A 22,171-nucleotide genomic window follows, 5' to 3' on the forward strand; every position below is an offset into this window, starting at 1 on the left:
TGATTGATATTCTGTTGATGCTGAAGCAAGTCTCCTGCTGATTCAGGTACAGTTGGCATACTTGATCTATCTGCATCGGCTTGAGCCTGGTCTACTACATTATTGAACTCTGCTTCTGCCTGATGGACTTGAGCTTCAGATAAATCAGGATTGGATTTAGCACTGAGATAACGACTGCCAGCAAAGAAGACTGAACCAATGGTTAAGTTAGTGAATATGGCTGTAGGATCTGTTGCCATGTCCTTATACATCTCACCTTGTTTCTTATACCCATTGGCTTCTAGATAGTCACCTTCAGCATAGATAGATGCTTGTCCTACGGCTGTGGGTACTGCAACTAATGCTGCATAATCCAAAGCAAGAGACTGTTTAAATACATTAGAGACAGGTAGAAAAGCCATTGCTGCATTGGTTGCACCAAATAGATTAGAAGCTGAATCTGCTGTTTCCTGATCTACGCCAAGTTGCTGAGTTAGTCGGGTATGTTCTGAAGCCCTGGTGCCGAGTCCTACTGTAGTTGCTACACCTACAGCTCCTAGTGGTGAACCCACTGCCCCTGCTGCTAGAACTTCTGTAATCCCTGAAGTGATATGTCCTGCTGTCCCTTGATTCAGTGGAGTGAATGCTTCATTGGCTTGTTGTAAACGTCTGTCTGCAACTTCATCACCTTCTACTACACGACTTGCAGCGTTAGCCACTGAAGTAACCCCTTTTGCTGCTCCTGAAACTGCACCTAATGCGGTATCTGCTAATGCACCACGTTTAAAGGTCTTGGGATCGGTTAATCTTGTTTCATCAAGAGCCATGTCCTGATCGGTAAACTCTCCACTGAGTAAGCCCATTGTTGTTCCTTATTTATTATTAATTTTTATCACGTATGGTTTTGTTGTTTTTGGATTGATCATCGGCTTGCCATTCGGTTGAATGAACATATACCAGTTGTTCATATTTGGGATCTGCACCACTGCATGAGTATTCAATATGTTCTCTGAAGGAGGAAGATAACCTGTCTCTTTACGATATTGAGTACGAAGATGATCTTGAATTGCATCTTCAAAACTAGCTTGTGTATAGCCATAAGGCATAAAGGTGTGATTGGTATTCTTACCTAAAGCTTGTTTATAGGTTCCACCTGTTGCTATATCAAAGGCTTGTTTAGCCATGCTCTTGTTGATGATTGGATTACCGTTCTCATCCTGTTTCACAATACCAAGTCCACGTTTAGCCAGTCCTAGATAAATAGAGAAAGCTAAGTTTTGATAAGCTCGATGTTCACTACCCCCTAAGCCTGAAGCATTGCCAAATTCTGATTGAATCGCAGTATGAAACTGTTTTTCATTGCCTAATACAGAAGCCTGTCCTGCATTCAGAATTGCTTTTCCTTCTAAAGCAACATCTGCTGCTCGAATACTGGAACCATGTAACACAATATCCATCTGATTCAGTTTAGAGATCCCCATATAGTCATAGGCATTCTTTTCACCCCCAATCAATGTGAAATACTCTTTCTGAGCATCCTTGTTGGTTCCTGCCATTTTGGTTAAGTCAGTCAGCATTGCACGTTGTTGTTTAGGCGTTGCATCAAAATAACGATCAGTAAATGCTTTACGTTCAGTGGCATTCCATTGAATCAGTGATCCGATTCCACCATTATTCTTCTTCTGATCTGCAAGCATCTGAGTCGTGATCTGAGCCTGTTTAAAATCTATATCTCCTCGACCAATCTGTTCAGGCGTTACGGTATACAACTTCTTGCCTGTTTGAGATTGAATAGCAGCAATAGGATCATCTTTTGCTCGTTGTTTAGATGTATTGGCTATGTTTTGGAACATACTCAATTGCTTCTGTAATTTGCTTGCATCTTCTTGTGGTGTATTTTCCAGTTCTGAAGTTAATCGAGCGATTGCACGTTCTTGTTCTATAGAAGATGAATCACGAAACTTTTGAGCATCTTTATTGAGTGCCAGGTTCTCTCTAACGTCAGCTTCATACTCAGTCCCGACTACAGCTTTTAATACTGCATCTGCTCTTCCTGCATCCATTGGATAGCCAGTTAAAGCATCCTTAGCAAAGTCTTCAGATAGTTGTTTGAGTTCTTTATCTCGTTTGTCTTGTTCAACCTGTAAGCCTTTATTGATACGGTTGATTGCATTCTGAACCTGATCTTTATAGGCATCTCTTGTCTCTACTTTCATATAAGGAAAGATGCTATCTACACTGTCATAGACTTTTTGTAAGCCTTCAACATCTTGAGCTGTTTCTAAACTATTTAATGTTCCTTTGGCATCGGATAAGTCTCTACGCTCATCCCATGATTGAAGTGATTGAGTACGTTGTTCAGGTGTCAGTACAGGATTACGTTCTACTGTATTGGCATATAAAGCCCTCCCCTGTTCCCTATTCTCAATCTTTAAGGTGGACTCCCCGACCTGCTCAAAGTCAGCATTAATCTTTCTACGTTCTGTATCGTATGCCAAAGGTTTTACATTGGCTTCAGATTCATAAAACATGCGTTCAGCATAATAATTAAACTTGTCATGCTTGGTATCAGGTAAAGTCTGCTTATAGGTGTTAGACAGTTCATCGGTCTTTTGTCTGAGATAAGCTTTAGCTGAGTTCTCATCAAATTCACCTGTTGCTAACTTTTGCTTCGTCTCTGTCACAACATCGGTATAGTCAGCTCCATATTTAGAAGCTTCAATGTTAAAAGCATATTCTTCTTTCTCATCTTGGATCTTCTTCTGTTCATTCAATTCTTTCAATGAACCTTGTTGACCCACTTGAGCCAATGTTCCAATAGATTGAGCGAGTTGTCCTGCTCCTGTCTCTAATACTCTTCCTGCTTGAGCTTGTGGTAAGACATTCCCAAAGTTCCCCATAGTTATTTGTGGCATATTAAGCCCACCCTGAACTGTTTTGTTTTATTCTGCTGGTGTCCATAGCTAAAGCATTCGATGGAATACTAGAGATAGATTGAGTGTTTGAACTGAAGGTTCCTTTCGGTGCATTGCTTGCTGCATTTAAAGCTGTAGATGCTGTATTCAATACTCCACTGACTGTTGCATTGTGTGCCTGTGCTTTATAGGCTGAAGCATCTGTCTGATATTGTGCTGATTGATTTTTCGCATTAAAGAAAGTTGTCCATGCATCTTTAGATGAGTTCAGATTAATATCATCTGTAATGGTATCGACTACTGTATTGTCAGCATTAATATCTAAACCATTTGCAGCCATTTGAGCTGTAGCTGAACTGACTTGTTTTTTACCTAAGTCTCTTATTCGATTGGCTTCTACTCTGCCTTGTGATTCAGCGTTACGTGCATTCTGTTCAGCCTGTTTAGCTTGAGCTTTAGATGATTGTCGAGCTGAATAAGCACTGTATGCTGTAGATGCAACTGCAAGTGCTGTACTTGCCATATAAGCAATTGCCATTGGTGCTGCGACTGCCATTATTACCTCTATAATTCGTTCTATTTATAATTGTATTTATTCGATGATTTATAGGGTTATATAGCCATCTCTAAGAATGATCCTGTATGTTCAAACCCTAGCTTCTGATAGAAGTTAATCGTCTTTTCTGTGTTGATCTTGGTTGCTGTTCCAACTTGTATCCAATCTGCACCTTGTTCTTTCGCCCAGGAGATGAAAGCTTGAATCAGTAGATAAGCTGTACGGCTTCCTCTGTTTTCAGGTCTAACGAAAATACAGTAATCAAAAGCCATAAGACTGTCTGATTGCCACTCTTGTTGGAGTCCACCGACAAAACTACCGAGTATGTTGTTGTCCTGATCTAAGCAAATCAAAACACAGCCTTGTGATGGATAAAGGATTAAAGTTTGAAGTTGAGTTTTAACTTTATCTAAGTTGATTGGTCGTTGTTGGTAGGTTGGAGATTCATTCCAAAATTGAACTGCTATTTCTAACAGTTCAGGTATATCTGATATTTTTGCTTGTTCTATTCTGTACATTGTTATTCTTATTATAAAAAACTAAAGGCATCACTAAGACACCTTCAGCAATTTTATCGGTTATTGCAAGTTCAAGTCTGTTTTAGAACTATCCCCTTGATGTATTGTTGTGTGTTTGGAGAGATCTACATTTACAGACAAAGGAAAAGATGCCCCTAAATAGCCTATAACAGTAGAAAAAAATATCGCTAACATATCGTTTCTGTTCAAAATAATGCTCCTTATATAGAAAATTAGAAGCAAATAGACCAATTAAAAGACCTATGAAAAGTCTTTACTTGTCTCTCGACACGGCTTATTATGATTAGACATTCGAATCTAACTCCGCGAAAAGTTACGAAATATCGAATCAAAAACAAGCTGGTAGTCGAAAGACTAATCAGCTTTTTTTGCATCTATGAATTCTATATTAGCTTAGCTGATATGGAATGTAAACCATGTATATAAGTAAAATTGATGATTTTTAATTTTGATCTTTAACGCTCATTAATATTCAGTTCTAGTACCAATGCTGTGATGTGGAATGGGAGTGGTTCATCCTGTTCTACGATCAGCTTGAAGTTATCAAAAGTATTCCATCCATTGAGTTCTACACGCTTTGCACCTGTATATGGCTTTGGAGCTTCAAATAAATCTTCTGTAAACTCTTTTAGCTCAACCATTTCACCGTTCACTTTAGGGTTAATGGTTTTATATAGGTACAGGTTGATATAGTTGACCTTGATCAAACTAGGACTTGAAGTTGCTGGACTGCCTTGTAGTTCAGGCGCAAATAAACTGACTCTAGAATTAAACTTGCGACCGATATAGATCGAAGTAATGCTTGAATCACAGTCTATAGTGAGTGTGTTCCCGACTCGATTGAGAATAGAAAGACTATAAGTATGGGTTCCATTGCTATAGTACGCTGCTACGTTATCTGCCAATGTTCCAATTAAGCTATCAGTCACAGTACAGGTTGTTCCATGTGTAACCGTTACTTGTTTGGCTGAATCTAAAAGTAATCCCTCTTTCATCTGCTCAATCTGTAGTGTTCCATTTCGATTGATCAGGAAGTAAAGACGATCTGAACCTGTAGTCGATGGTAAGGTCATTGCACTAATCACTGAGCTACCTAGATCATGTTGCGACCATGCTGTAACAGACTGTTCTCTGTTTAGTGTGAGTGAAGCAAGCTTTCCATCATTCAATACAAACCATACAACTGAATCGGGTTCTTGTTGATAGACCATTTCTTTAAAACCACCATGATCTTCAGCAATATGGCTTGCCAAGACAGACAGTTCATTCGATGTTAATGAATCAATACTGTAGTCATAAAGCAAAGTTCTGAGTCTTTCTGCTCCACGTTGGACGAAGAGTAATTCTGATCCTACCTTTAAAGGCTTGATATTCGATGTTGAGCCATAGCTGGTATGTTCGAGGATAGAAGTATTGGTTGGCGTTAAGGCATTCTGTGCGCTAATCACTAATTCACTCCCCCCTGTCATTACAACGATCCCTCTTGATTGAGCGAGATGTAATACATTGGTCAGTTGGTCTGAACTGGCTGAAAGCGTAAATGAATCTGCATCATTGGTTGTAGGTAAGAAGTTGGTGACATCTGCTACACGGCTTAACCATATATAGTTTGGATAGGATGTTGTACCACCAATCACTAGACGTTGCTGATACATGGTCACAGCTCTTGGATAACCTAAGCTTGTCTCAAAGATGTCTTGTTTCAGTACCCATGAATTACCAATCGCTTCAACATCACTATTCAGTTTAACCAGGATCTCCCCTGCCACTGTACTTGAACTGATATAGCTATCTATACGAACTACACCTTCATTGATAAACACAAACTTGTCTATATCTGCTGAAGTAAATCCTTGAGCTTCTGATACGGTCACTTGTTCCCAATTTGGTTCTGTATAGGTCTCTTCAGGAATGGTAGGTGGATTGCCTTGAGTAATACGTTTAGCTCTGAAGTAGTATTTGACGTTGTTGATCAAGTAATAACAAATGTCATTGGTCTGATAGCGTTTGGTATTGCTATACACTTCATACGGTGAAGCGACTAAGGTACAGGTTTTGCCGACACTGGTTTCACTTGGTTTTAATGGTAGAGCTGGCGTTGATACTTCTTCTAATGGGGGTACATAGAATGAAAAAGAATCATAGCTCCAGTTACTTAGATCTTCAGAACAGCGTACCCATGCTAAAGGGTATTTAGAATGAGCAATGTAAAACTGTTGTCTGTTTTGACAGTAGCTAATCTCTTTGATATCTGCTGCTGTATAAGGCGTGGTGAGTGTGGTTTTTAATGTGCCATCGGGTAATCTGACTTCAATCTGATTGGCTTTGAAGACTAGGATAAAGCAGTCGGTATGGCTCACCACAAAAGGTAAGATTCTAACTGCATTCGGTGTACTCACGATTGCTTGTGTTCCTGCTCTACGTTTAATCCCACCTTCTACGATAGGCAACATATTCAGAACTTCTTTACAGCCATTACGGTACTGATTTAAGTCAGTGCGAAGCCAAATGTGCGGACTCAATTCTCCACTGGTAAAGTTATTTTTAATCAGGTTGATCTTTGCCATTATCTTCTCGTAAATGTGTAGTCTTCATCCCTGAATAATTGAAGAGATGGTGTTTCTTGTGCCTGTACTGCTTTGGCTTGTTTAATCAGTTCTTGGCATTGCATGTAATAGCTATCCGATGTGCCTTGAGAACCTGTAATCGGTTTTGAGAGCTTGTAAGCGAGATAGAGAATCAGACATTCCACAAATAAGCTGTCATAGCTTTCTTCGTTCTTATTGTCCGAGACATAAACCAAATTCAGTTCTGTACTGTTACTAAGTAAACGGTCAGTTTCGACTACATAGTCTTCTGTATTGGTATTGATGATCCTGATCAGATGGTCAGGAAGTTGGTATTGATAGGCATAGCCAAATTCAGGTTGTGTTGCTAATGGACTTAACTTGATACGCTTCACAGCACATTGAAATGGATGCAGTCTGAGTAGTGCTTTTCGTGATGTATCGTAGACTGTTCTGATACGTCTTGCTGTACTGGTATTCTCTTCAAATGATGAGATGGAATCAGCTCCAATCAAACTGAGTGCCTGATTTGCTATATCTGTTTTAGTGGTCATGTAGCATCCTTATTTATTGTTTTTATTATTAAAAAAGCCCCCTACCCTATGGATAGGAATAGAGAGCTATTGTTTATTTAGTTGTATTTAAATAACTATTAATAGTTGTATATTTACAATTAAACTTTAAAGTTGAAAGCGACTACACGCTTCTCATCTGTACGCACAGCACCAATTGCTTCGATATGACCAATTGAGTATGAACGGTTCAAAGTTTCAACTTGGTTGATTGCCAAGCCTTCAATTGTATTCATACCTACTTCAACTGAAGAACGTGTATAAGCCACACCTGTAGCAGATAAACCATCAACTGCTTTAATGCCTTCATAGTGAACCCAATTGAAGCCCAAGAAGTTGCTAATTTCACCACGTTGCAACATCTGACCAGCTAAATAATCTGCTGAAGTTAAAGTTGTATCTGCAAGTAAAGCATTCAATAAGTCAGCGTTGTATGTAACATAGATGTCTTCATCACATTCGTTTTCCATGAACTTAGTACGGATGTCGATAAGAAGTTGTTTAGTGATTGAAGTTGCTACATCACCTAAGATTTGAGAAGCAGGAAGTGCAACATTGGTATAGGTATCTGTACCTACTTCTTTACGAGCTGCATTACCAATTAATGCGTTATACACCACTGAGTCTACTTTACGGTTCCATTTAGCATGTAAGCGTTGTAGTAATGGATCTTGGATTGAAGCTTTAAGTTTATAGATGTCTTGTGGTGCGTAACGTGTGAAAGATGGGAAGTCATTCATCACGGCTAAACGAGAAGCAAAAGATGCATCTGAATATTGAGTCTCACCAAAGCGAGTTAATGCGCTGAAGTCATCACCTAAAGTACCCATCTCGTTTACTGTAAATGATGTACCAGTTACAGCACCAATGTTGGTTACTGTAGATAAAAGTTTACTTTCTTTTTGTTCTAAGAGTGCTACAAAAGTGTCTGCATACTGTTTAACAAACACCGAATCAATGCTTGAATAAGCCATTGTTATTGTTATCCTTATTTTAATTATATATTTATTATTAAGACTATTTATAGTTGTATTTATGATTGTTTATTTAGTCTTATTTATTGTATTATGATGTAGAGATAGTGAGTTGTTTTCAGTTGTCCATCATTGGGCTGATATGAGTTGAATACATATCCTATGCTCTACGTCATAAGGACTCTGTATGGCTATAAGCTTTATCTGAACGCCACTTCAGGAGCTATTGGTTATTTGCGTAGGCTGTTGTAATAGGCATCAATCTGAGCTTTCACTGACTTGTGTTCAGGATGCTTAGGATCGAAAAAGGCTTCACTACGCATAAGTGAATTAATGTCTGTCGTTACAGGTGTACCATGTTGTACTGGTCGATCTTCTTGTAACTGTGAACCAAAATAAGCAAGAGCTTTGATCACGGCTACGTTGTTGCCAATACTAGGATCGTTGATATGTTCTTCTGATAGTCCTGCTGATCGAGCTGCTTTAATGGCATTGAAGATGTTGGATTCATATTCTTTACCCCATTCTAATTGAAGGGATTGAATCGCTGTATCGGTATCCATTTGGCTTGTATTAGAAACTAGATCTACTGCACGTTTATCGTATTCAGAAAGAAGGAAGTCGAGTTGTGAGTTCGTTATACCTTTAGCATGAGCTGATTTAAGAAATGCTTTGTTTGATTCATCTGCTTTAAATTCTTCAAAGTTGAATCCTTCACGTTCTATGGCATATTCATCTTCAGTCTTGGGTACGACTTCACCTGTACCAACTTTCTTTTCCAAGTAACTATACGATTCATTCATCTTGTTTAATGTCGCTTCGTAGTTGATAGATCCATCTTCTGCGGTGACTTTAAACTTATCAGGTATACTTGTATTATTCGTTGTATTAATACTATGACTTAATGCTGTATTAGTCGTTGTATTATTTGGTTCAGTAAATGCTGGTACTTGTTCAACCTGTTCAATTTGGTCTGTCATTCTTATTCTCTTTTTTTGTTATTTATTATTTATTTAGATCGTTTAGTCTGTTTTGTATGTACGTGATGACATCATACTGTCCAAGCTTGAAGGCTGTGTCATATTGATTGTCTTTGTTGAAGAGTGTCTGCTCTCCAAACTGTTTGATTAAATCGTTATAGACTTCTAAGCCTTCTCCACTACTGAACACTCGCTTATAGATTTCACTGTTCAATGAATGCTCCTAACTGGTCAGGTGTCATGTTCTTGGCTTGATCTTTGACTACATCCATTGCTGTCTGTCCCATGCCTTGCATCATGCTTTGTTGTTGCTGCTGTTGTTGTAAGGCTTGCGCTTGTTCTTGTTTAGCCTGTCTCAATTGCATGATTTCTTCTTCCGTTCTGAAAACAGAAGGTGGAACATTTAATCCATCTGCCACCACTTGAACTGCATTGTCGAAGTTAAAGTTATCGAGAATGGTATGATCAAGTTGTGCCATTTCTCCTACATTCAACATCAATTGCTGTACTGCTGTGACATGCTCTAGTTTTTGAGCTGAAGCCAGTGGATTAACAAAGGTAAAGTTAATACGAGATGCTTGTAATAGTTCTTCAGGAGGAGGAGGGAGTACACCTGATCTCAGTGATAAGCCCCATACTCTTTCTAGTAAGCCTGTTAGATATTCGGCTTGCATACGTCCATAGAGTGAGCCTAGTTGTTGACGTTGTATCTGTACTCTTGCATGAACTTCTGTAGCAGTAAGCGGAGATTGATCAGGACTGGTGAGCTGATCTGACATTAAAGTCTTTCTAATCTTCTGTTGATAATGAGTTAGGTATTCAAGTCCTAGAGCTGCTGCATTACCTGTATCCAAACGCTTGATTGCATCAACTGAGTTCACCGCTATGATTGCATTCGGTCTAATGCGTAAGGTATTAGGATTCACTACACCATCATGTAAAGCTGACCATAAGCCACCAATATTGAGTTCTGCTGCTTGTAGTGACATTCTCGCAATCTGATTGGCTGTCTTGGCATCGGGTAATGCATGAGACATGAGTCCAATTCCATAATGTGAATCAGGGATCTTCTTAAATCTTGCGACCACACATGGCAGTTCTTCAAAGCCACTTTCTCTGAGTATATGTTTCGCTTGTACTTCAATGGTGACTGAAGCAAAGGGCATAGCTGTTGCTATACGTTGTCCTTGTTCACCTTTGACCTGTTGTTTATCTCTAGGGAAGATGGCTTGTACTAATGTGAACTTTTGATCAGGGTTCTTGTCGATTGCTCTTTTTACTTTGTCAGAGACTTGGTTTATTCCAAACTCAGAAACGATTTGTTCTGCTGTTAATTCAAACTCACGGTATACCGTATCTATCAGTCCATTGGCTCTTTGCGAACTGACATAACAGCTTCCAATATTCCAAACATTAAATACAAAGCCACCTTTATCTTTGAGTGTGTCGATGTATAAGACAGCCCATCCAGCCACAACCAGGTCAGTGATATAGTCGCTGATCTCGCTATCGAAGTTAGAGCTATGGATATTTCTAAACATGAAATCAGAAACAGTGTCTAACCATTTCTCGCCTTCAGTCATGTTCTCAGGTACATCTAAGCCACTGGGTACACTCTTAAACCATTTGGTTGTTGGATTGGTTGTTCCACTAATAATAGAGCTAACAAGAAGGTTAATGGCTTCTACAGAAGTGGAGTCATAGAGTTCTTTTCTTGCTGTTGAGCGTTCACTTTCTAATGCTGATTGAGAGACATCTGTCCAGGATTGTTGACGTTCAGGACTGCCATATTTAAAACAATCTCGCCAATGGCTTTCGTGTTTAATTCGTTCCGATTTGAGTTGAGATAAACGCTTGAGGATTCTATTCGCGTCCATCTAGGTTTAGGTTCCTGTATTGGTCTTGGATAGGGCAGTTTGTCCTTCAATTAAACTTCCCAATGCTGTTGATTGTTTGTTCTTGCGTCTCACGGCTGAGTTTTCATTTGCTTCGATTTGAGCTAACTCTTTTGCCTTTCTTTCGATCTCTTCAGGAGATTCTTGTTGAACGACTTTTGGTTTACTTGCCAATGTATTGCTTCCTGTTGTTGTTATTGTTCTGATTTGATGCTGTTGCAAAATGCGCGCGCACACGCATACGCACGTAGGTATATAGTTGTTGTATTCGGTTTATATACTGCCTTTGATTCATCACTTGTTACTGGTGATGTTCTGATTTGATTCTTTGATGAGTGACGACTCAAAGTCAGTGACAATTCAAAAGCGTTATGAGCTTTAAGGTTCTATGCAGTCTTTTCTTTAGTTCTTGTTATTGTTGTACTGTAGTCATAAGTTCATAAGAGGTTGAATAGTCTCTTTTTTATAATGTTTTAATTGTATTATTATAATTATTTATAGTTGTTATTATAGTTGTATAAATAAGATTAAAAAGAAAAGCCAAACTAGAAAGAGAAAAACTAGATTGACTTAATAGGGGATCAAATAGCCTACCTAGATAAGCTATAAGTGAATTGGATAATAAAGGAAATATATAAATGACTTGCTTAGTTTGTATTCTATTCAGCCTAAGCTACTGAAATAATAATGTGAACTATATCACACTTTTTATATTTTGTCAATATGTAGTGTTCTATCTTGTCATTTAGCACTACATATAGTAGTTTAATAGTGTTGCTTTAGATTTAAAGGAATTATATGACATCGTTATCTGATGCCTACAGTGCTTCTTTTGTTCAAAAACTAGCAAATGCTGCAATGTCTATTGATACGAGATTGCAACAGGCTATGGAAGTAATAGATCAAATTACATATCTAGTAAAACAGTTAGGACGTCCATACGCTTTAACTCGCCTTTCTTTTCGCAAGATAAGAGAAGCTATACGATTAATGTTTTGTATTTGGTACAAAATAGTACATATCTTGATTGTTGAACGTAATAAAACCCTAACTAATGCTCAACTTAATACAATAAACAAAAGTTTACCAATAATTAAATTGCTAACCATTCGTAGCATTTCCATTCAAAAAGATCTCTCTATCTCTGCTTAAAGGCACCTCTCAAATGACCCAACTACATAATTCTGTACGTTTGGGACACATTATTGTTAGCTCTCATTCGTACAGCCAAGATTCAACTCTTATCGGAGTTTATAAAATGGCTCGAAGAAAAAATAACAGTAATGCGAAAAAATTGAGAAATCAAAAGACAGCTAAACCTTCACCAATTGATCTAGAGATTGAAAAAATAAGATCTCGTACAACAATCATTCAAGGTTTAATTAACTTCTTTTCAGTTTTAACTATGGAAATTGTTAGGCTATTTATTGCTTACCAAGATTTCATCTTGCAGCTCTTCAGTTAAATTTGAATAGCATTCTGTTTTAGAACCATTGAACGCAATGGATGGGGTATAAGAATAGTGCTCCATCTGTTGCTTATATTTGACTTCCAAGTCATAGATAGCTTCAGGATCGTCAGGATATTCATAGAGGATCTGCCATGAGTAAGGCATTGCTTTGACTGTGCCGTATCGAGTTAGGATATGGTTTACGCTGATCCCGATCTTGTAGAACTGTTCTTCTTTATCCCAGCACTTCAGGACGTAGAAGATTGCTTGTCCACCGTTCTTAGTGGCTTGGTCAATGAAAGATTGTTTCTTGCATCCTTTGATTTTCATTTTTATGATTCTTAATAAGAGGTTTTATTTTTTATTGTTGAAGAGGGTCGTGATATGACTGAAGATGAAGAACTCATTCTATTGGCTGAACAAGCTCAACATGAAGAGACGATAACTGTAACGATTGAAGAGTTAAGAGCTGAAATTCAGAAGAAATTAGATCAAGGAAAAACAAAAGAATAGCCCCCAATCTGAGAGCTATTTTGTTTAAGCAAGATGTTCACGTACAAATTGAGGATCAAGAATAAACAGTTTAATCAATGATTGTGCTGCACCTGAAGGTCTTCTTTTACCTTGTTCCCAAGACTCTAAAGTACGTTTAGAAATGCCTAAGATTTTGGCAAATTGATCTTGAGTGAGTTCAGACTTTCTTCGTGCTAGGGCAACATCTGTTTCAGTAATTACTGTTCTTCTTGCTGCATTATTAGCAAGCATTTGTTTAACGCCTTCTAACAACTCAAAATTTAAGTCTCGCTTTGCTTCATGAGCTTCAAGTTCTTTGTCACTTAGTAAACGACTCATTTCAGTAACTCCGCTAATTGTCTAAGTGTCTTTTTTTCAAGTTGAGTAATCGTGTCTTTACTATATAAGGTCAATAACCAGATCTCACCGTTTGGCAAACGATTATAGTAAATTACTCGAACACCGCCTTGTTTACCTTTTCCTTTACCACCCCATCGAATTTTACGAACACCGCCTGTATGAGGTTCTACATCTCCTGCTGTTGGGTTTTCTGCAATGAAGATCTTAAAATCAGTGTATTGCTCTTCAGTCCAATAGTGAGGGTATTCATGGGTAAAAAAAGTAGTTTCACAGATGGTATACATTCAGCACCTAAAACTACTTTGTCGTAGTTAATTATATACTACTTTGTCGTATTTTCAACTGCTGCTTGATCAATCTTTTTCTTGGAACGTCTAGGCTTCTTTTTAGGTTGTAGCTCAAATTTAACTTGTTCAAGGCTAGATCGTGGGTTCAGAAGAGACTGAATCACTTCATTGGCTTGTAGGGCATTCGACAAACTAGATTGTAGGAGTTGAATACTGAATTGTTCAGGAGCTTTGAAATAGTCAGAAGCGAGATAGTAGGGGATAGCTGGTGACTGCAAGATAAGATCGAGTTTGGTACGATCAGGATAGTCAGGATTCATTGTGTGGTATGTGGTATATACTAATTTGTCAGCCTGATAGATTTGATAAATGGAATACATGGATTCACTGTAAATTTAAGGTTTTATTATTAATTCTTGTTATGGTCTAACTATAACTAATAGTTATAGAAAACAATTAATCATATCAAAATTTTTTATATTTGTCAACCATTCATAAATTATAGTGATATAAGCCTATATGCTACATAGGCTATTTATTATCTTTTATCTCCGAAAAATTATACAAAACAATAAATCATACGACCAGATTGTATCTTTCTTCTTCTAGAGCTTTCATACCCATCTAAGGATGGATATTTCAATCTCTTCGAGTTTTTAGAATACCTACCCTGTTAAACAGTATCTTTCTTTTTTAGTATCTTAAAAAACAATCTGTGGAGCAGTCAGTTCATGGTATGGCTGGATAAGTACGGAGTACGAAAGACAGATCATAGCTTGAATACTGACTGTTAATGGTTAGCTCTATACGACTGATAAGGAGTATAGAAGGTAAGCATGTTACTTGTTCTAAAGATTAAGAATACAACTACAAACTAAATGGTAGGTTAGGGTGAATGAGTACCAATGCTCCTTAGAGCGTTCTGTATGAATGATAAGAAAAGAGAAGGTTTAATAATTAAATGAATCGAATGTTCCTTAGAACATAAAGATGAATGATGGTTAAAAGTAAAAAAGATATGAGAACGACTGTTAAGGAGTTCGATATATCGTTAAAAGTATGATTAAGCTGTTTTCTAAAATTCTCTTTTTTTATTTATATTTATCATAAACTTAGATAATATTAAATTATAAGCTATATACGATATTTTAGACTTCCTGTTTTTTCATTCTTTATAATACGATTTTGTAAAAAAAAAAAGAAAATAATTGTCTAATTTATTGAAAACACAATATAAATAGCAGATATTTTCATAAAAACAAAAAAAAGGAAAAAGGAATTCAAATTTGTGGATAAGTTGTTTTAGCTCGAAACTTTCTGAGCGTATATCTGTGTGTAAACACACAGATATGCCGAAGAATAGTTTGAGCAAACAAACGACTATAGAGATTTGCCATCAAATGATAATTACAGAGTGCGTTAGTTCTTATGAATTAATACTGGTTAATTCTTCTAAGACAATATTTTCCTTTTTTTGTCTTAAATTAACTTTTCTAATCCAATTTTGTAAAATAAAAAAGATTAATAAAAAAAAGGAAAATACAGTTTAATCATGTGATTAGCTCAATTTTAAGTGTCGATTTTGTAAAAATAAAAAGTTGACATTACTTTTTTTATTTAATATAATCTTCTGTACAGGATAGGAGTGTCCTTTAATTACTCCAGCAATATACAAATGACACAAAGAACTAAGACCTACTTAGGTATTCCCTATAATGGATTTACAAGATTTAATCATCGACAATACAGCAAGTATCGAACAAAACCTAGAAGAAAACACGATTACCATTCATGCTGGCGATTCATCAAAACGTCTTTCAAACATCCTTACAGATTTCCCTGATAATTGTTATGTAGATAAGAAAATTACAGGTTGTGGTGGAACAACACTTGTTCTACGCAATCATATTGATTATGTTGTACTTGTTCCATATATCAATCTTTTGTTATCCAAACAAGCCGATAATCTTGGTATTGTTGAGCTTGTTACTAAATATGGTGAAGGAGACGACAATGAAACAATTTCTCAATATCTTACTGACCGTTCAAGACCACGCAAAATTTTATGTACTTTTGATTCATTAAAATATCTATTAGAAGTACCAGGCTTCAATCCTCAAGAATTCAAAATATTAATTGATGAAGCTCATACACTAATTAACTTAGGTGGTTTCAAAGCTGAAATTTGTGAAATGGTATTGCAGAATTATAAGAAATTTAAAAGTGCTGTTTTTCTAACTGCAACACCAACAAAACGAGATTATTTCCCTTCGGCATTAGTCCATCTACCCCTATGTACTATTGAATGGGAAAATGTAAAAGCTGTTAAATTCAACTTACAGTCATTAGAAAAACGAGTAGGCGTAAACAATTCATTGTTTGGCTTATGTATGGATTATTTAATGGGTAACATTGAAGGTAATGCACATATCTTCTATAACAGCGTTACAGAAATCAGTAAAACTATTGATAAACTTAGAAAACTTAAAGATCCTGAAACTGGAAAAGATTTATTTAATCCAAGTGACATACGTTTTGTTTGTTCGGATAATCGTACAAATAAGAAAAAAATCAAAGGTAATGTTGGTGAACGCTGGGGCGATATTAGTGCTATTACGTCCCCAGTAAAAAAGATTAATTTCTATACAGCTACAGCTTTTGAAGGTGCAGACATTCTTGATGAGGAAGGTCAAACATACATTGTTATTGATGATGCTAAAGATGCAACTAAAATTGACTTCTATATATTAGTGCCACAAATTTGTGGACGTATTAGATCTACTCGTTTTAATGAGCATATTCACTTATTAGTGGCAAATATTCCTGAATCTGCTTCGATGACTAAAGCAGAATGGAAATCAAAAGTACAAGATAGAATTGAATATAGCCAAAAAAGACTAGATGCCATCAACGATCCTAACGCAAATCCAATTCTTATTGCAGATGCATTAATAGCTGCTGAAAATGATAAATATACGTTTAAAGATGAAGAAACAGGAAGTCTATACGTATCAGATGTTGCACTAAAAGCAGAATTACAAGCGTATGAAGCTTTGGAAGCTACTTATGTAGTTCGTGAAATTGAAGGTGCTGAAGTCAGTAATGAAGGATATTCGACTTCATTCAGAGAGTTGCTTACAGATGAGTCAAAACAAATTCCATTTGCTCATAAGCCAACAGGTATTAATAAATTATTGAATGGAAGTACACAATGCTTCAGCGAAACAATGAAAGAATATTGTGAAGCCAGAGATCTAAAAGATACATTCAAAATCAAACTGGTTGATGGTTTTGATGATATTTATAAAACATACTATGACGAACTTGGTCACGATAAAATCAAAGCTTTAGATTACCGAAAACCAAACATACAAAGAGCTTATGAAACGGCTACAGCAAAAGATGATCATGTAACCGTATTAAAAGCATTATTAAATCTAAAAAAAGATCAGATCATTACTAAAGCAGATTTAAAAATTCAGATTCAATCTGTTTATGACAAACTTAATATTGAAGAAAAGGCGAAAGCGACAGATGTATCTAACTGGTATAAAGTATCTGAAACTAAATTAAATGGTAAAAATGCTTACAAAGTGATTAAAGTATAAATTAAAATATCAGCTTATTTTAAGTGTTCCTTTATCATATTTTTGAATTCTTGACAAGATATTTTTAATATTCTATAATTCTAATTATCAAGAAAACAATAAAAAACATTAGTGGGGCATAGTCAGCCCATATTAAAAACCATCACTGACTATATTCAAAAGAGAAAACACTATTAAGTCTGCATCCAATTAGGATTATTGCGGACTATAAAACCTTTAATATAGGTCTATATATAAATGTCAAATTTAAATTTGAAAACTAGCAACGCAGTTGCATACACAAATAACAATACAATTATCAAAATGAACAGCCAAGAAATTGCAGATTTAGTTCAAGCTCGACATGACAATGTAAAGCGTACTATCGAAACCCTTGTAAGTTCAGGTGTTATAGCATCTCCTCAGACTGAGGATGTGGTCACTACATCGAATAATAGACAATACACATCTCAAAATTATGTATTTGAAGGCGAACAAGGTAAGCGAGATACAACAATTATCGTTGCTCAACTGTCACCACAGTTTTTAGGTACTGTCGTTGATCGTTGGATGTACCTTGAGAAACAACTTCTAGAAATGGTTAAACCTTCTTATATGATCGAAGATCCAATTGAACGTGCTAAGAAGTGGATCGAAGAAGCTTCTGCTAAACAAGAAGTTGAATCTAAGCTCATTGAAGCTACTCAAGTAATCGAAATCCAGGCACCTAAAGCAGAAGTCTTTGATGCTGTACTTGATAAAAGCCGTACCTATTCAATACGAGAGTTTGCACAACGTACAGGCGTTCAAGAGATGAAAGTAAAAAAATGGTTGAAAGAACATAGTTGGATGAATGGTAGTAGCTCTACAACTTACAGACCACTGTCTGAAGCCAATAAAAATAACTATATGCGTATGGTTAGATCAGGCAAACCATTCACCACGCAATACGGTACAACTCGCTATAACGAATCAATCGTATTTACTCAAGAAGGCTTCAATGAAGCAGTTAGAAAAATGGTGAAGTCAGGCATGATGAAGCCATTAGCTGCTGATCAAGCATAAGAATACAAACTAAAAACTAACCGATGGGGAAGTTATGAGCTTCCCTTTTTATTAACTTGGAACAGGAATGAAATTAACTAAAACTGCATATAACAAATTGGTCAAAGCAAAGATATTACAAACAGGTTTATATAATGGTCGTTCAGTTGAAGAAGCTGAAGATGACAATGAATTGCTATACCACTTACAAGAGATTAAACAGGACTATAAGAAAGGGCTAATCAGCTTGATCAATGCTGATGCTGAAATGGCTTTTAACTTCCTAAAGTTTATTGATGATGACTTTGAAGCAGATATTGATGACTTATACGGCTCATATTCAGAAAACATGCAAGATATAAATGACCATTTTGGGAATTACTAATGATACCTTTACTACTATCTCTATACGCTCTCATTGCGTTTCTAATGACATTACAGCTCGTTGAAGTCCGACTTGATGCAAAGCATAGCACTACGTTATTAAAGCTTGTAGTGCTAAAACTGATCGGTGTGAAGGGTATCTATTATCAGTAAATATTATTTAATTTTATCAGATCTCATCTGATTAAGCTGGCTAAACATTTTATCTAATATTTCTTGATTAGTTGCTAAAAGTGACAAAGTAATCATAGATGTTTCATATAAGTCATTATTATCATCTCTGTCTTTTTTATCATTATAAGACATGGTTGAATATTTATCTAAAGTAATCAAACCACGAGATTTATTAATATCGTATAATCTCAAACTAACGTATGTTGTTGTATGTTGTGGTGAAACATAATTTGTATAATCAAAATAAATACCAGCTTTGTTTTTTTGAAGTTGAGTGCATAAACTATTATAATATTCTTCATCTATAATGAATGCTTTATCTGTAATCATAGTATTTAAGTCGCTATCTGTAAAAAAATCAATTTCGCAGTTAGCAAATGATGCAGTTGAAGCTAAAGCTAATAGCATTGTGGAAATAAGTTTTTTCATGTTCGTATTGGTCTTATAAAGAGTTTCGTAGGAATTACATATACCATAAGATATATTACAAATATGCCTTAAGCTGAAAAACATCTAATTCGAGTTATATAACTATTACCAGTAGTTTTTATCTTTTTTGACAGGTCTCAGCTTATTTAGCTGGCTAAACATTATATCAAGCATTTCTTGGTCTTGTGCTAAAGATGACATGGCTTCCATAGATAATTCATATAAAGCTTGATCATCATCTCTGTCTTTGTCATCACTATATGCAATCAATGAAGTCTTATCAAATGTTATCAAACTACGACCTTTTCCACTTTCATTATCATCAGTAATATCAAATAGTCTTAAACTAACATAGGTTGTTGTTTGATGTGGTGATACTTGAGTTACATAATCAAAATAAATGCCAGCTCTATTTTTTTTAAGTTGAGTACATAAATGATTATATTCTTCATCATCTAGGTTGGTATTTCTTTCTTCAAACATATTAGTTAGCTCATTATCATTTGCAAACATAACAACTCTACAATCTGCAAATGATACGGTTGAAGCTAAAGATAATAGCAGTATAGAAATAAGTTTTTTCATGTTCGTAATTGGTTTTATAAAGAATTTCGCAGGAATTATATATATCTTGAAATGTATTTTCAATGAAGATCTTTTAAAAAATGACTAACCAACCCTACTCCTTAATTGATGTAGGGTTTTTTATTGAATAAAGTTAAAGTTTAATTTCAGATACTATTTTATCTAGAAGTAAATTATAAGAATCAGTAAATCTATTTACAGCTTCATCGTAAGTAATTTCATAATAATGATCAATTCCATTTAAATCTGTTCTATAAAACTCAAATTTTTTACTTATTAAATAATTTATTTCATTTATCTCTATCGTGACTACATCTTTTTCACCTTTTTTGTATGATCTGTATTGGTTGTTAATGGAGGATTCTAGATTTAGTTTCTTATAATATAAATTATACTGAATTTCTAGTTTAGATAATATGTTGACTATTTCAAAACTATTTAAATCAAATTTTTCCTTTAAATCAATTATCACTGATTTCCCTGTTAGTTTTTGATGGATTTTAGCTAAAGCATACATTTCATTGAATATATCATTATTCATTGATTCTAAAACTTTATTGAAGTCGCTAAGTATTATAATTTCATCTTTAATTTTTTTTAATCTATCCGCACTTCTAGATTTCTTTAAAATTTTAATATATTCACTTGCTGCTAGGTCATTTAGTTTAATCAAAATCTCTTTTTTAAATTCATAGTTCTTCTGCTCTTTCCAACTATCATAAAAAAAGAATGCTGCTACTGGTGTAAAAAGGGTAGCAGTCCAAACTAATAAATTTGTGAGGACAGCCCCCTTAGCAGTTTGATCTGAAGCAGGATCAGTATTGAATACATAGAACAAAAAAGCCAAATTGAGTAGTAAGGCATAGCTAATAATTAACTTAAAAAAGAGACTTAGTTTTTTGTCATCAATTATGTTCATAATATTCCTTAGAAATATATAAATGAATTAAATAGACTTTATATTTAATTAAAGTAAATTTAAATATATATGTGTTTCTCGATTAATTTTGAATTTATCAAGTCAATTTTTTCAAGCTGGCTAACAAGATGGTTGTAATAGTAATCTACTATTTCTTTTGTTAAAATATCATTTGATTTTAAACTATAAATATTAGCATTAGTCGAATGAGCCTCACTTAAGAAGTCTATACATATTTCAGTTAGATCTCTGTCACCAATCAATTCACAGTTTTTTCTTACATCTAATATATTCTCTCTTATACAAGATATATATTTTTCATACTCTTTGTTGAGGTATGAATCATGCCAAGTTCCATTAACATGCTCAAAATTTCGATATTTTTTTACATATAAAATATCTATACGTATCTGTAAGAATATTTTTAGTAACTCGATTGAAAAAACTTTTTTTGTTTCATGATTAGATTGTTCTTTCCAGCCGCCATAAGCATATATTACTAATGCTGCTCCATATAAAGTACCTAAAAAACTAAGCAATGCAATGTATGTAGATATATAGTCTTTACGTACATTATGAGTCGTAGCAAATGATGGGAATGGTACGCCTGACCAAAAAGAATTGAAAATTAGTGTTCCTGATAAAAATAGTAGGAAAAAGAAACCAAGACTAAATATCAGGTAATGATCTTTTAAGTATTTATTCATTACATTGCCCTAAAAATTTAGCCACATCATATAGCTAACCTGTTACAAATTAAACATAAATTATTCTTTATCCTTGTATAGTTAAACCTTATTATAGTTGTATATTTCAGACTATAAATAGAGTTATATAAATGGCAATTTATGTAATAGCAAATCGAAAAGGTGGCGTAGGGAAAAGCACCACTGCAACAAATCTTGCTTACTACTTATCAACTAAAGGCTCAGTGGTTCTCGTTGATGCTGATGACCAAAAAACAGCTTTAACATGGCACAAGTACCGTGAAAATAAAGACTTTGATTGTGTTTATTTGCAAGGCGAACTTGATGCTGAACTCACGAAATTAGCAGCACAATATGACAATGTGGTGGTCGATGTCGCTGGTAAAGACTCAAAAGAGTTCAGATCTACATTATTCGTAGCTGATCGTTTGTATATTCCAACCCAAACCAGTCAGTTTGACCTAGATGTACTTCCGCAAGTAACTACATTCGTGGACGAGATCCAGGCTAAAGCAAATCCAAACTTGAAGAAGTTTTTCTTTATTAGCCGAGCAAGTACGAATGCTAAGTCGAAAGATGCTGAAATAACCATTGATTATTTAAAGTCTGAATACCCATCTTACACCGCTATGTCCGCTAAATTGCATGAACGTGTGCAATTCAAGGAAGCAGCAGCAGCAAGCCAATCTGTATTAGAAATGGCTTCAAATAAAGCAAAAGATGATTTTTATATGTGGTTGCTAGAGGGAATTTGA

At 35.4% G+C, this 22,171-nt stretch carries 25 protein-coding genes; 6 read left to right on the forward strand and 19 right to left on the reverse strand.

Annotated elements, in window-relative coordinates; all coding sequences use genetic code 11:
* The 11 genes from MKI85_RS16430 to MKI85_RS16475 all read right to left on the reverse strand — a co-directional run.
* Positions 1–842 (reverse strand): hypothetical protein (locus tag MKI85_RS16430; RefSeq protein ID WP_241629309.1); only part of this gene is annotated, 842 nt, incomplete at its 3' end.
* A 9-nt stretch (positions 843–851) separates the two neighbouring features.
* A complete protein-coding gene (locus MKI85_RS16435; RefSeq protein ID WP_241629311.1) occupies positions 852–2,894 on the reverse strand; it encodes a hypothetical protein in 2,043 nt (680 codons plus the stop codon).
* A gap of 1 nt (position 2,895) precedes the next feature.
* Positions 2,896–3,450 (reverse strand): hypothetical protein, encoded by a 555-nt coding sequence (locus tag MKI85_RS16440; protein ID WP_241629313.1) that lies wholly within the window; start codon positions 3,448–3,450, stop codon positions 2,896–2,898.
* A 56-nt stretch (positions 3,451–3,506) separates the two neighbouring features.
* Positions 3,507–3,968, reverse strand: a complete 462-nt coding sequence (locus tag MKI85_RS16445; protein WP_241629315.1) for a GNAT family N-acetyltransferase — start codon at positions 3,966–3,968, stop codon at positions 3,507–3,509.
* Positions 3,969–4,444: 476 nt separating this feature from the next.
* Positions 4,445–6,556 (reverse strand): hypothetical protein, encoded by a 2,112-nt coding sequence (locus MKI85_RS16450; protein WP_241629317.1) that lies wholly within the window; start codon positions 6,554–6,556, stop codon positions 4,445–4,447.
* Positions 6,556–7,110 (reverse strand): hypothetical protein, encoded by a 555-nt coding sequence (locus MKI85_RS16455; protein ID WP_241629319.1) that lies wholly within the window; start codon positions 7,108–7,110, stop codon positions 6,556–6,558. The genes MKI85_RS16450 and MKI85_RS16455 overlap by 1 nt, the downstream gene beginning before the upstream one ends.
* Before the next feature lie 119 nt (positions 7,111–7,229).
* A complete protein-coding gene (locus MKI85_RS16460) occupies positions 7,230–8,102 on the reverse strand; it encodes a phage capsid protein (RefSeq protein WP_241629322.1) in 873 nt (290 codons plus the stop codon).
* Between the two features lie 230 nt (positions 8,103–8,332).
* Positions 8,333–9,082 (reverse strand): hypothetical protein, encoded by a 750-nt coding sequence (locus MKI85_RS16465; RefSeq protein WP_241629323.1) that lies wholly within the window; start codon positions 9,080–9,082, stop codon positions 8,333–8,335.
* Positions 9,083–9,107: 25 nt separating this feature from the next.
* Positions 9,108–9,272: a hypothetical protein gene (locus MKI85_RS16990; protein ID WP_455168466.1), complete on the reverse strand. Its 165-nt coding sequence runs from the start codon at positions 9,270–9,272 to the stop codon at positions 9,108–9,110.
* Between the two features lie 13 nt (positions 9,273–9,285).
* The gene (locus tag MKI85_RS16470) at positions 9,286–10,959 is read right to left on the reverse strand and encodes a portal protein (protein ID WP_241629325.1); all 1,674 of its coding nucleotides are present in this window, start codon (positions 10,957–10,959) and stop codon (positions 9,286–9,288) included.
* A gap of 6 nt (positions 10,960–10,965) precedes the next feature.
* The gene (locus MKI85_RS16475) at positions 10,966–11,151 is read right to left on the reverse strand and encodes a hypothetical protein (RefSeq protein WP_241629327.1); all 186 of its coding nucleotides are present in this window, start codon (positions 11,149–11,151) and stop codon (positions 10,966–10,968) included.
* A 624-nt stretch (positions 11,152–11,775) separates the two neighbouring features.
* On the opposite strand from MKI85_RS16475, the gene MKI85_RS16480 reads away from it, so the two are divergent.
* Positions 11,776–12,129: a hypothetical protein gene (locus MKI85_RS16480; protein ID WP_241629328.1), complete on the forward strand. Its 354-nt coding sequence runs from the start codon at positions 11,776–11,778 to the stop codon at positions 12,127–12,129.
* Positions 12,130–12,397: 268 nt separating this feature from the next.
* On the opposite strand, the gene MKI85_RS16485 is transcribed toward MKI85_RS16480, so the two are convergent.
* Complete coding sequence (locus tag MKI85_RS16485) at positions 12,398–12,757, reverse strand: hypothetical protein (protein ID WP_241629330.1); 360 nt, start codon at positions 12,755–12,757, stop codon at positions 12,398–12,400.
* Between the two features lie 54 nt (positions 12,758–12,811).
* On the opposite strand from MKI85_RS16485, the gene MKI85_RS16920 reads away from it, so the two are divergent.
* Entirely contained in the window at positions 12,812–12,940 is a 129-nt protein-coding gene (locus MKI85_RS16920) for a hypothetical protein (RefSeq protein ID WP_281070044.1), read from the forward strand.
* A gap of 24 nt (positions 12,941–12,964) precedes the next feature.
* Here the strand turns inward: MKI85_RS16920 and MKI85_RS16490 are convergent, their stop codons facing one another.
* The 3 genes from MKI85_RS16490 to MKI85_RS16500 are packed head-to-tail and all read right to left on the reverse strand — an operon-like array spanning position 12,965 to position 13,907.
* A complete protein-coding gene (locus MKI85_RS16490) occupies positions 12,965–13,279 on the reverse strand; it encodes a helix-turn-helix domain-containing protein (RefSeq protein ID WP_241629333.1) in 315 nt (104 codons plus the stop codon).
* The gene (locus MKI85_RS16495) at positions 13,276–13,584 is read right to left on the reverse strand and encodes a transcriptional regulator (protein ID WP_241629335.1); all 309 of its coding nucleotides are present in this window, start codon (positions 13,582–13,584) and stop codon (positions 13,276–13,278) included. The genes MKI85_RS16490 and MKI85_RS16495 overlap by 4 nt, the downstream gene beginning before the upstream one ends.
* Before the next feature lie 38 nt (positions 13,585–13,622).
* Positions 13,623–13,907, reverse strand: coding sequence for a hypothetical protein (locus tag MKI85_RS16500; RefSeq protein WP_241629337.1), 285 nt, complete (start codon positions 13,905–13,907; stop codon positions 13,623–13,625).
* 1,395 nt (positions 13,908–15,302) lie between these two features.
* Here MKI85_RS16500 and MKI85_RS16505 point away from each other — a divergent pair.
* From MKI85_RS16505 to MKI85_RS16515, 3 genes are all read left to right on the forward strand, one after another.
* Positions 15,303–17,195, forward strand: a complete 1,893-nt coding sequence (locus MKI85_RS16505; RefSeq protein WP_241629339.1) for a DEAD/DEAH box helicase family protein — start codon at positions 15,303–15,305, stop codon at positions 17,193–17,195.
* A gap of 303 nt (positions 17,196–17,498) precedes the next feature.
* Positions 17,499–18,239 carry a phage antirepressor KilAC domain-containing protein gene (locus tag MKI85_RS16510; RefSeq protein ID WP_241629341.1) on the forward strand — a complete coding sequence of 247 codons (741 nt, stop codon included), beginning with the start codon at positions 17,499–17,501 and terminating at the stop codon, positions 18,237–18,239.
* Between the two features lie 67 nt (positions 18,240–18,306).
* Positions 18,307–18,603 carry a hypothetical protein gene (locus MKI85_RS16515; protein WP_241629343.1) on the forward strand — a complete coding sequence of 99 codons (297 nt, stop codon included), beginning with the start codon at positions 18,307–18,309 and terminating at the stop codon, positions 18,601–18,603.
* A gap of 155 nt (positions 18,604–18,758) precedes the next feature.
* Here MKI85_RS16515 and MKI85_RS16520 read toward each other — a convergent pair whose 3' ends face one another.
* The 4 genes from MKI85_RS16520 to MKI85_RS16535 form a co-directional block, all read right to left on the reverse strand.
* Entirely contained in the window at positions 18,759–19,205 is a 447-nt protein-coding gene (locus MKI85_RS16520) for a hypothetical protein (RefSeq protein ID WP_241629345.1), read from the reverse strand.
* 105 nt (positions 19,206–19,310) lie between these two features.
* A complete protein-coding gene (locus tag MKI85_RS16525; RefSeq protein ID WP_241629347.1) occupies positions 19,311–19,790 on the reverse strand; it encodes a hypothetical protein in 480 nt (159 codons plus the stop codon).
* Positions 19,791–19,923: 133 nt separating this feature from the next.
* On the reverse strand, positions 19,924–20,709 hold the full coding sequence (locus MKI85_RS16530) for a hypothetical protein (protein WP_241629348.1): 786 nt from the start codon (positions 20,707–20,709) through the stop codon (positions 19,924–19,926).
* 59 nt (positions 20,710–20,768) lie between these two features.
* The gene (locus tag MKI85_RS16535) at positions 20,769–21,416 is read right to left on the reverse strand and encodes a hypothetical protein (RefSeq protein ID WP_241629350.1); all 648 of its coding nucleotides are present in this window, start codon (positions 21,414–21,416) and stop codon (positions 20,769–20,771) included.
* Between the two features lie 131 nt (positions 21,417–21,547).
* On the opposite strand from MKI85_RS16535, the gene MKI85_RS16540 reads away from it, so the two are divergent.
* Positions 21,548–22,171 (forward strand): AAA family ATPase, encoded by a 624-nt coding sequence (locus MKI85_RS16540; protein WP_241629352.1) that lies wholly within the window; start codon positions 21,548–21,550, stop codon positions 22,169–22,171.

This window comes from Acinetobacter zhairuonensis, assembly GCF_022601715.1.
Taxonomy (GTDB): Bacteria; Pseudomonadota; Gammaproteobacteria; order Pseudomonadales; family Moraxellaceae; genus Acinetobacter.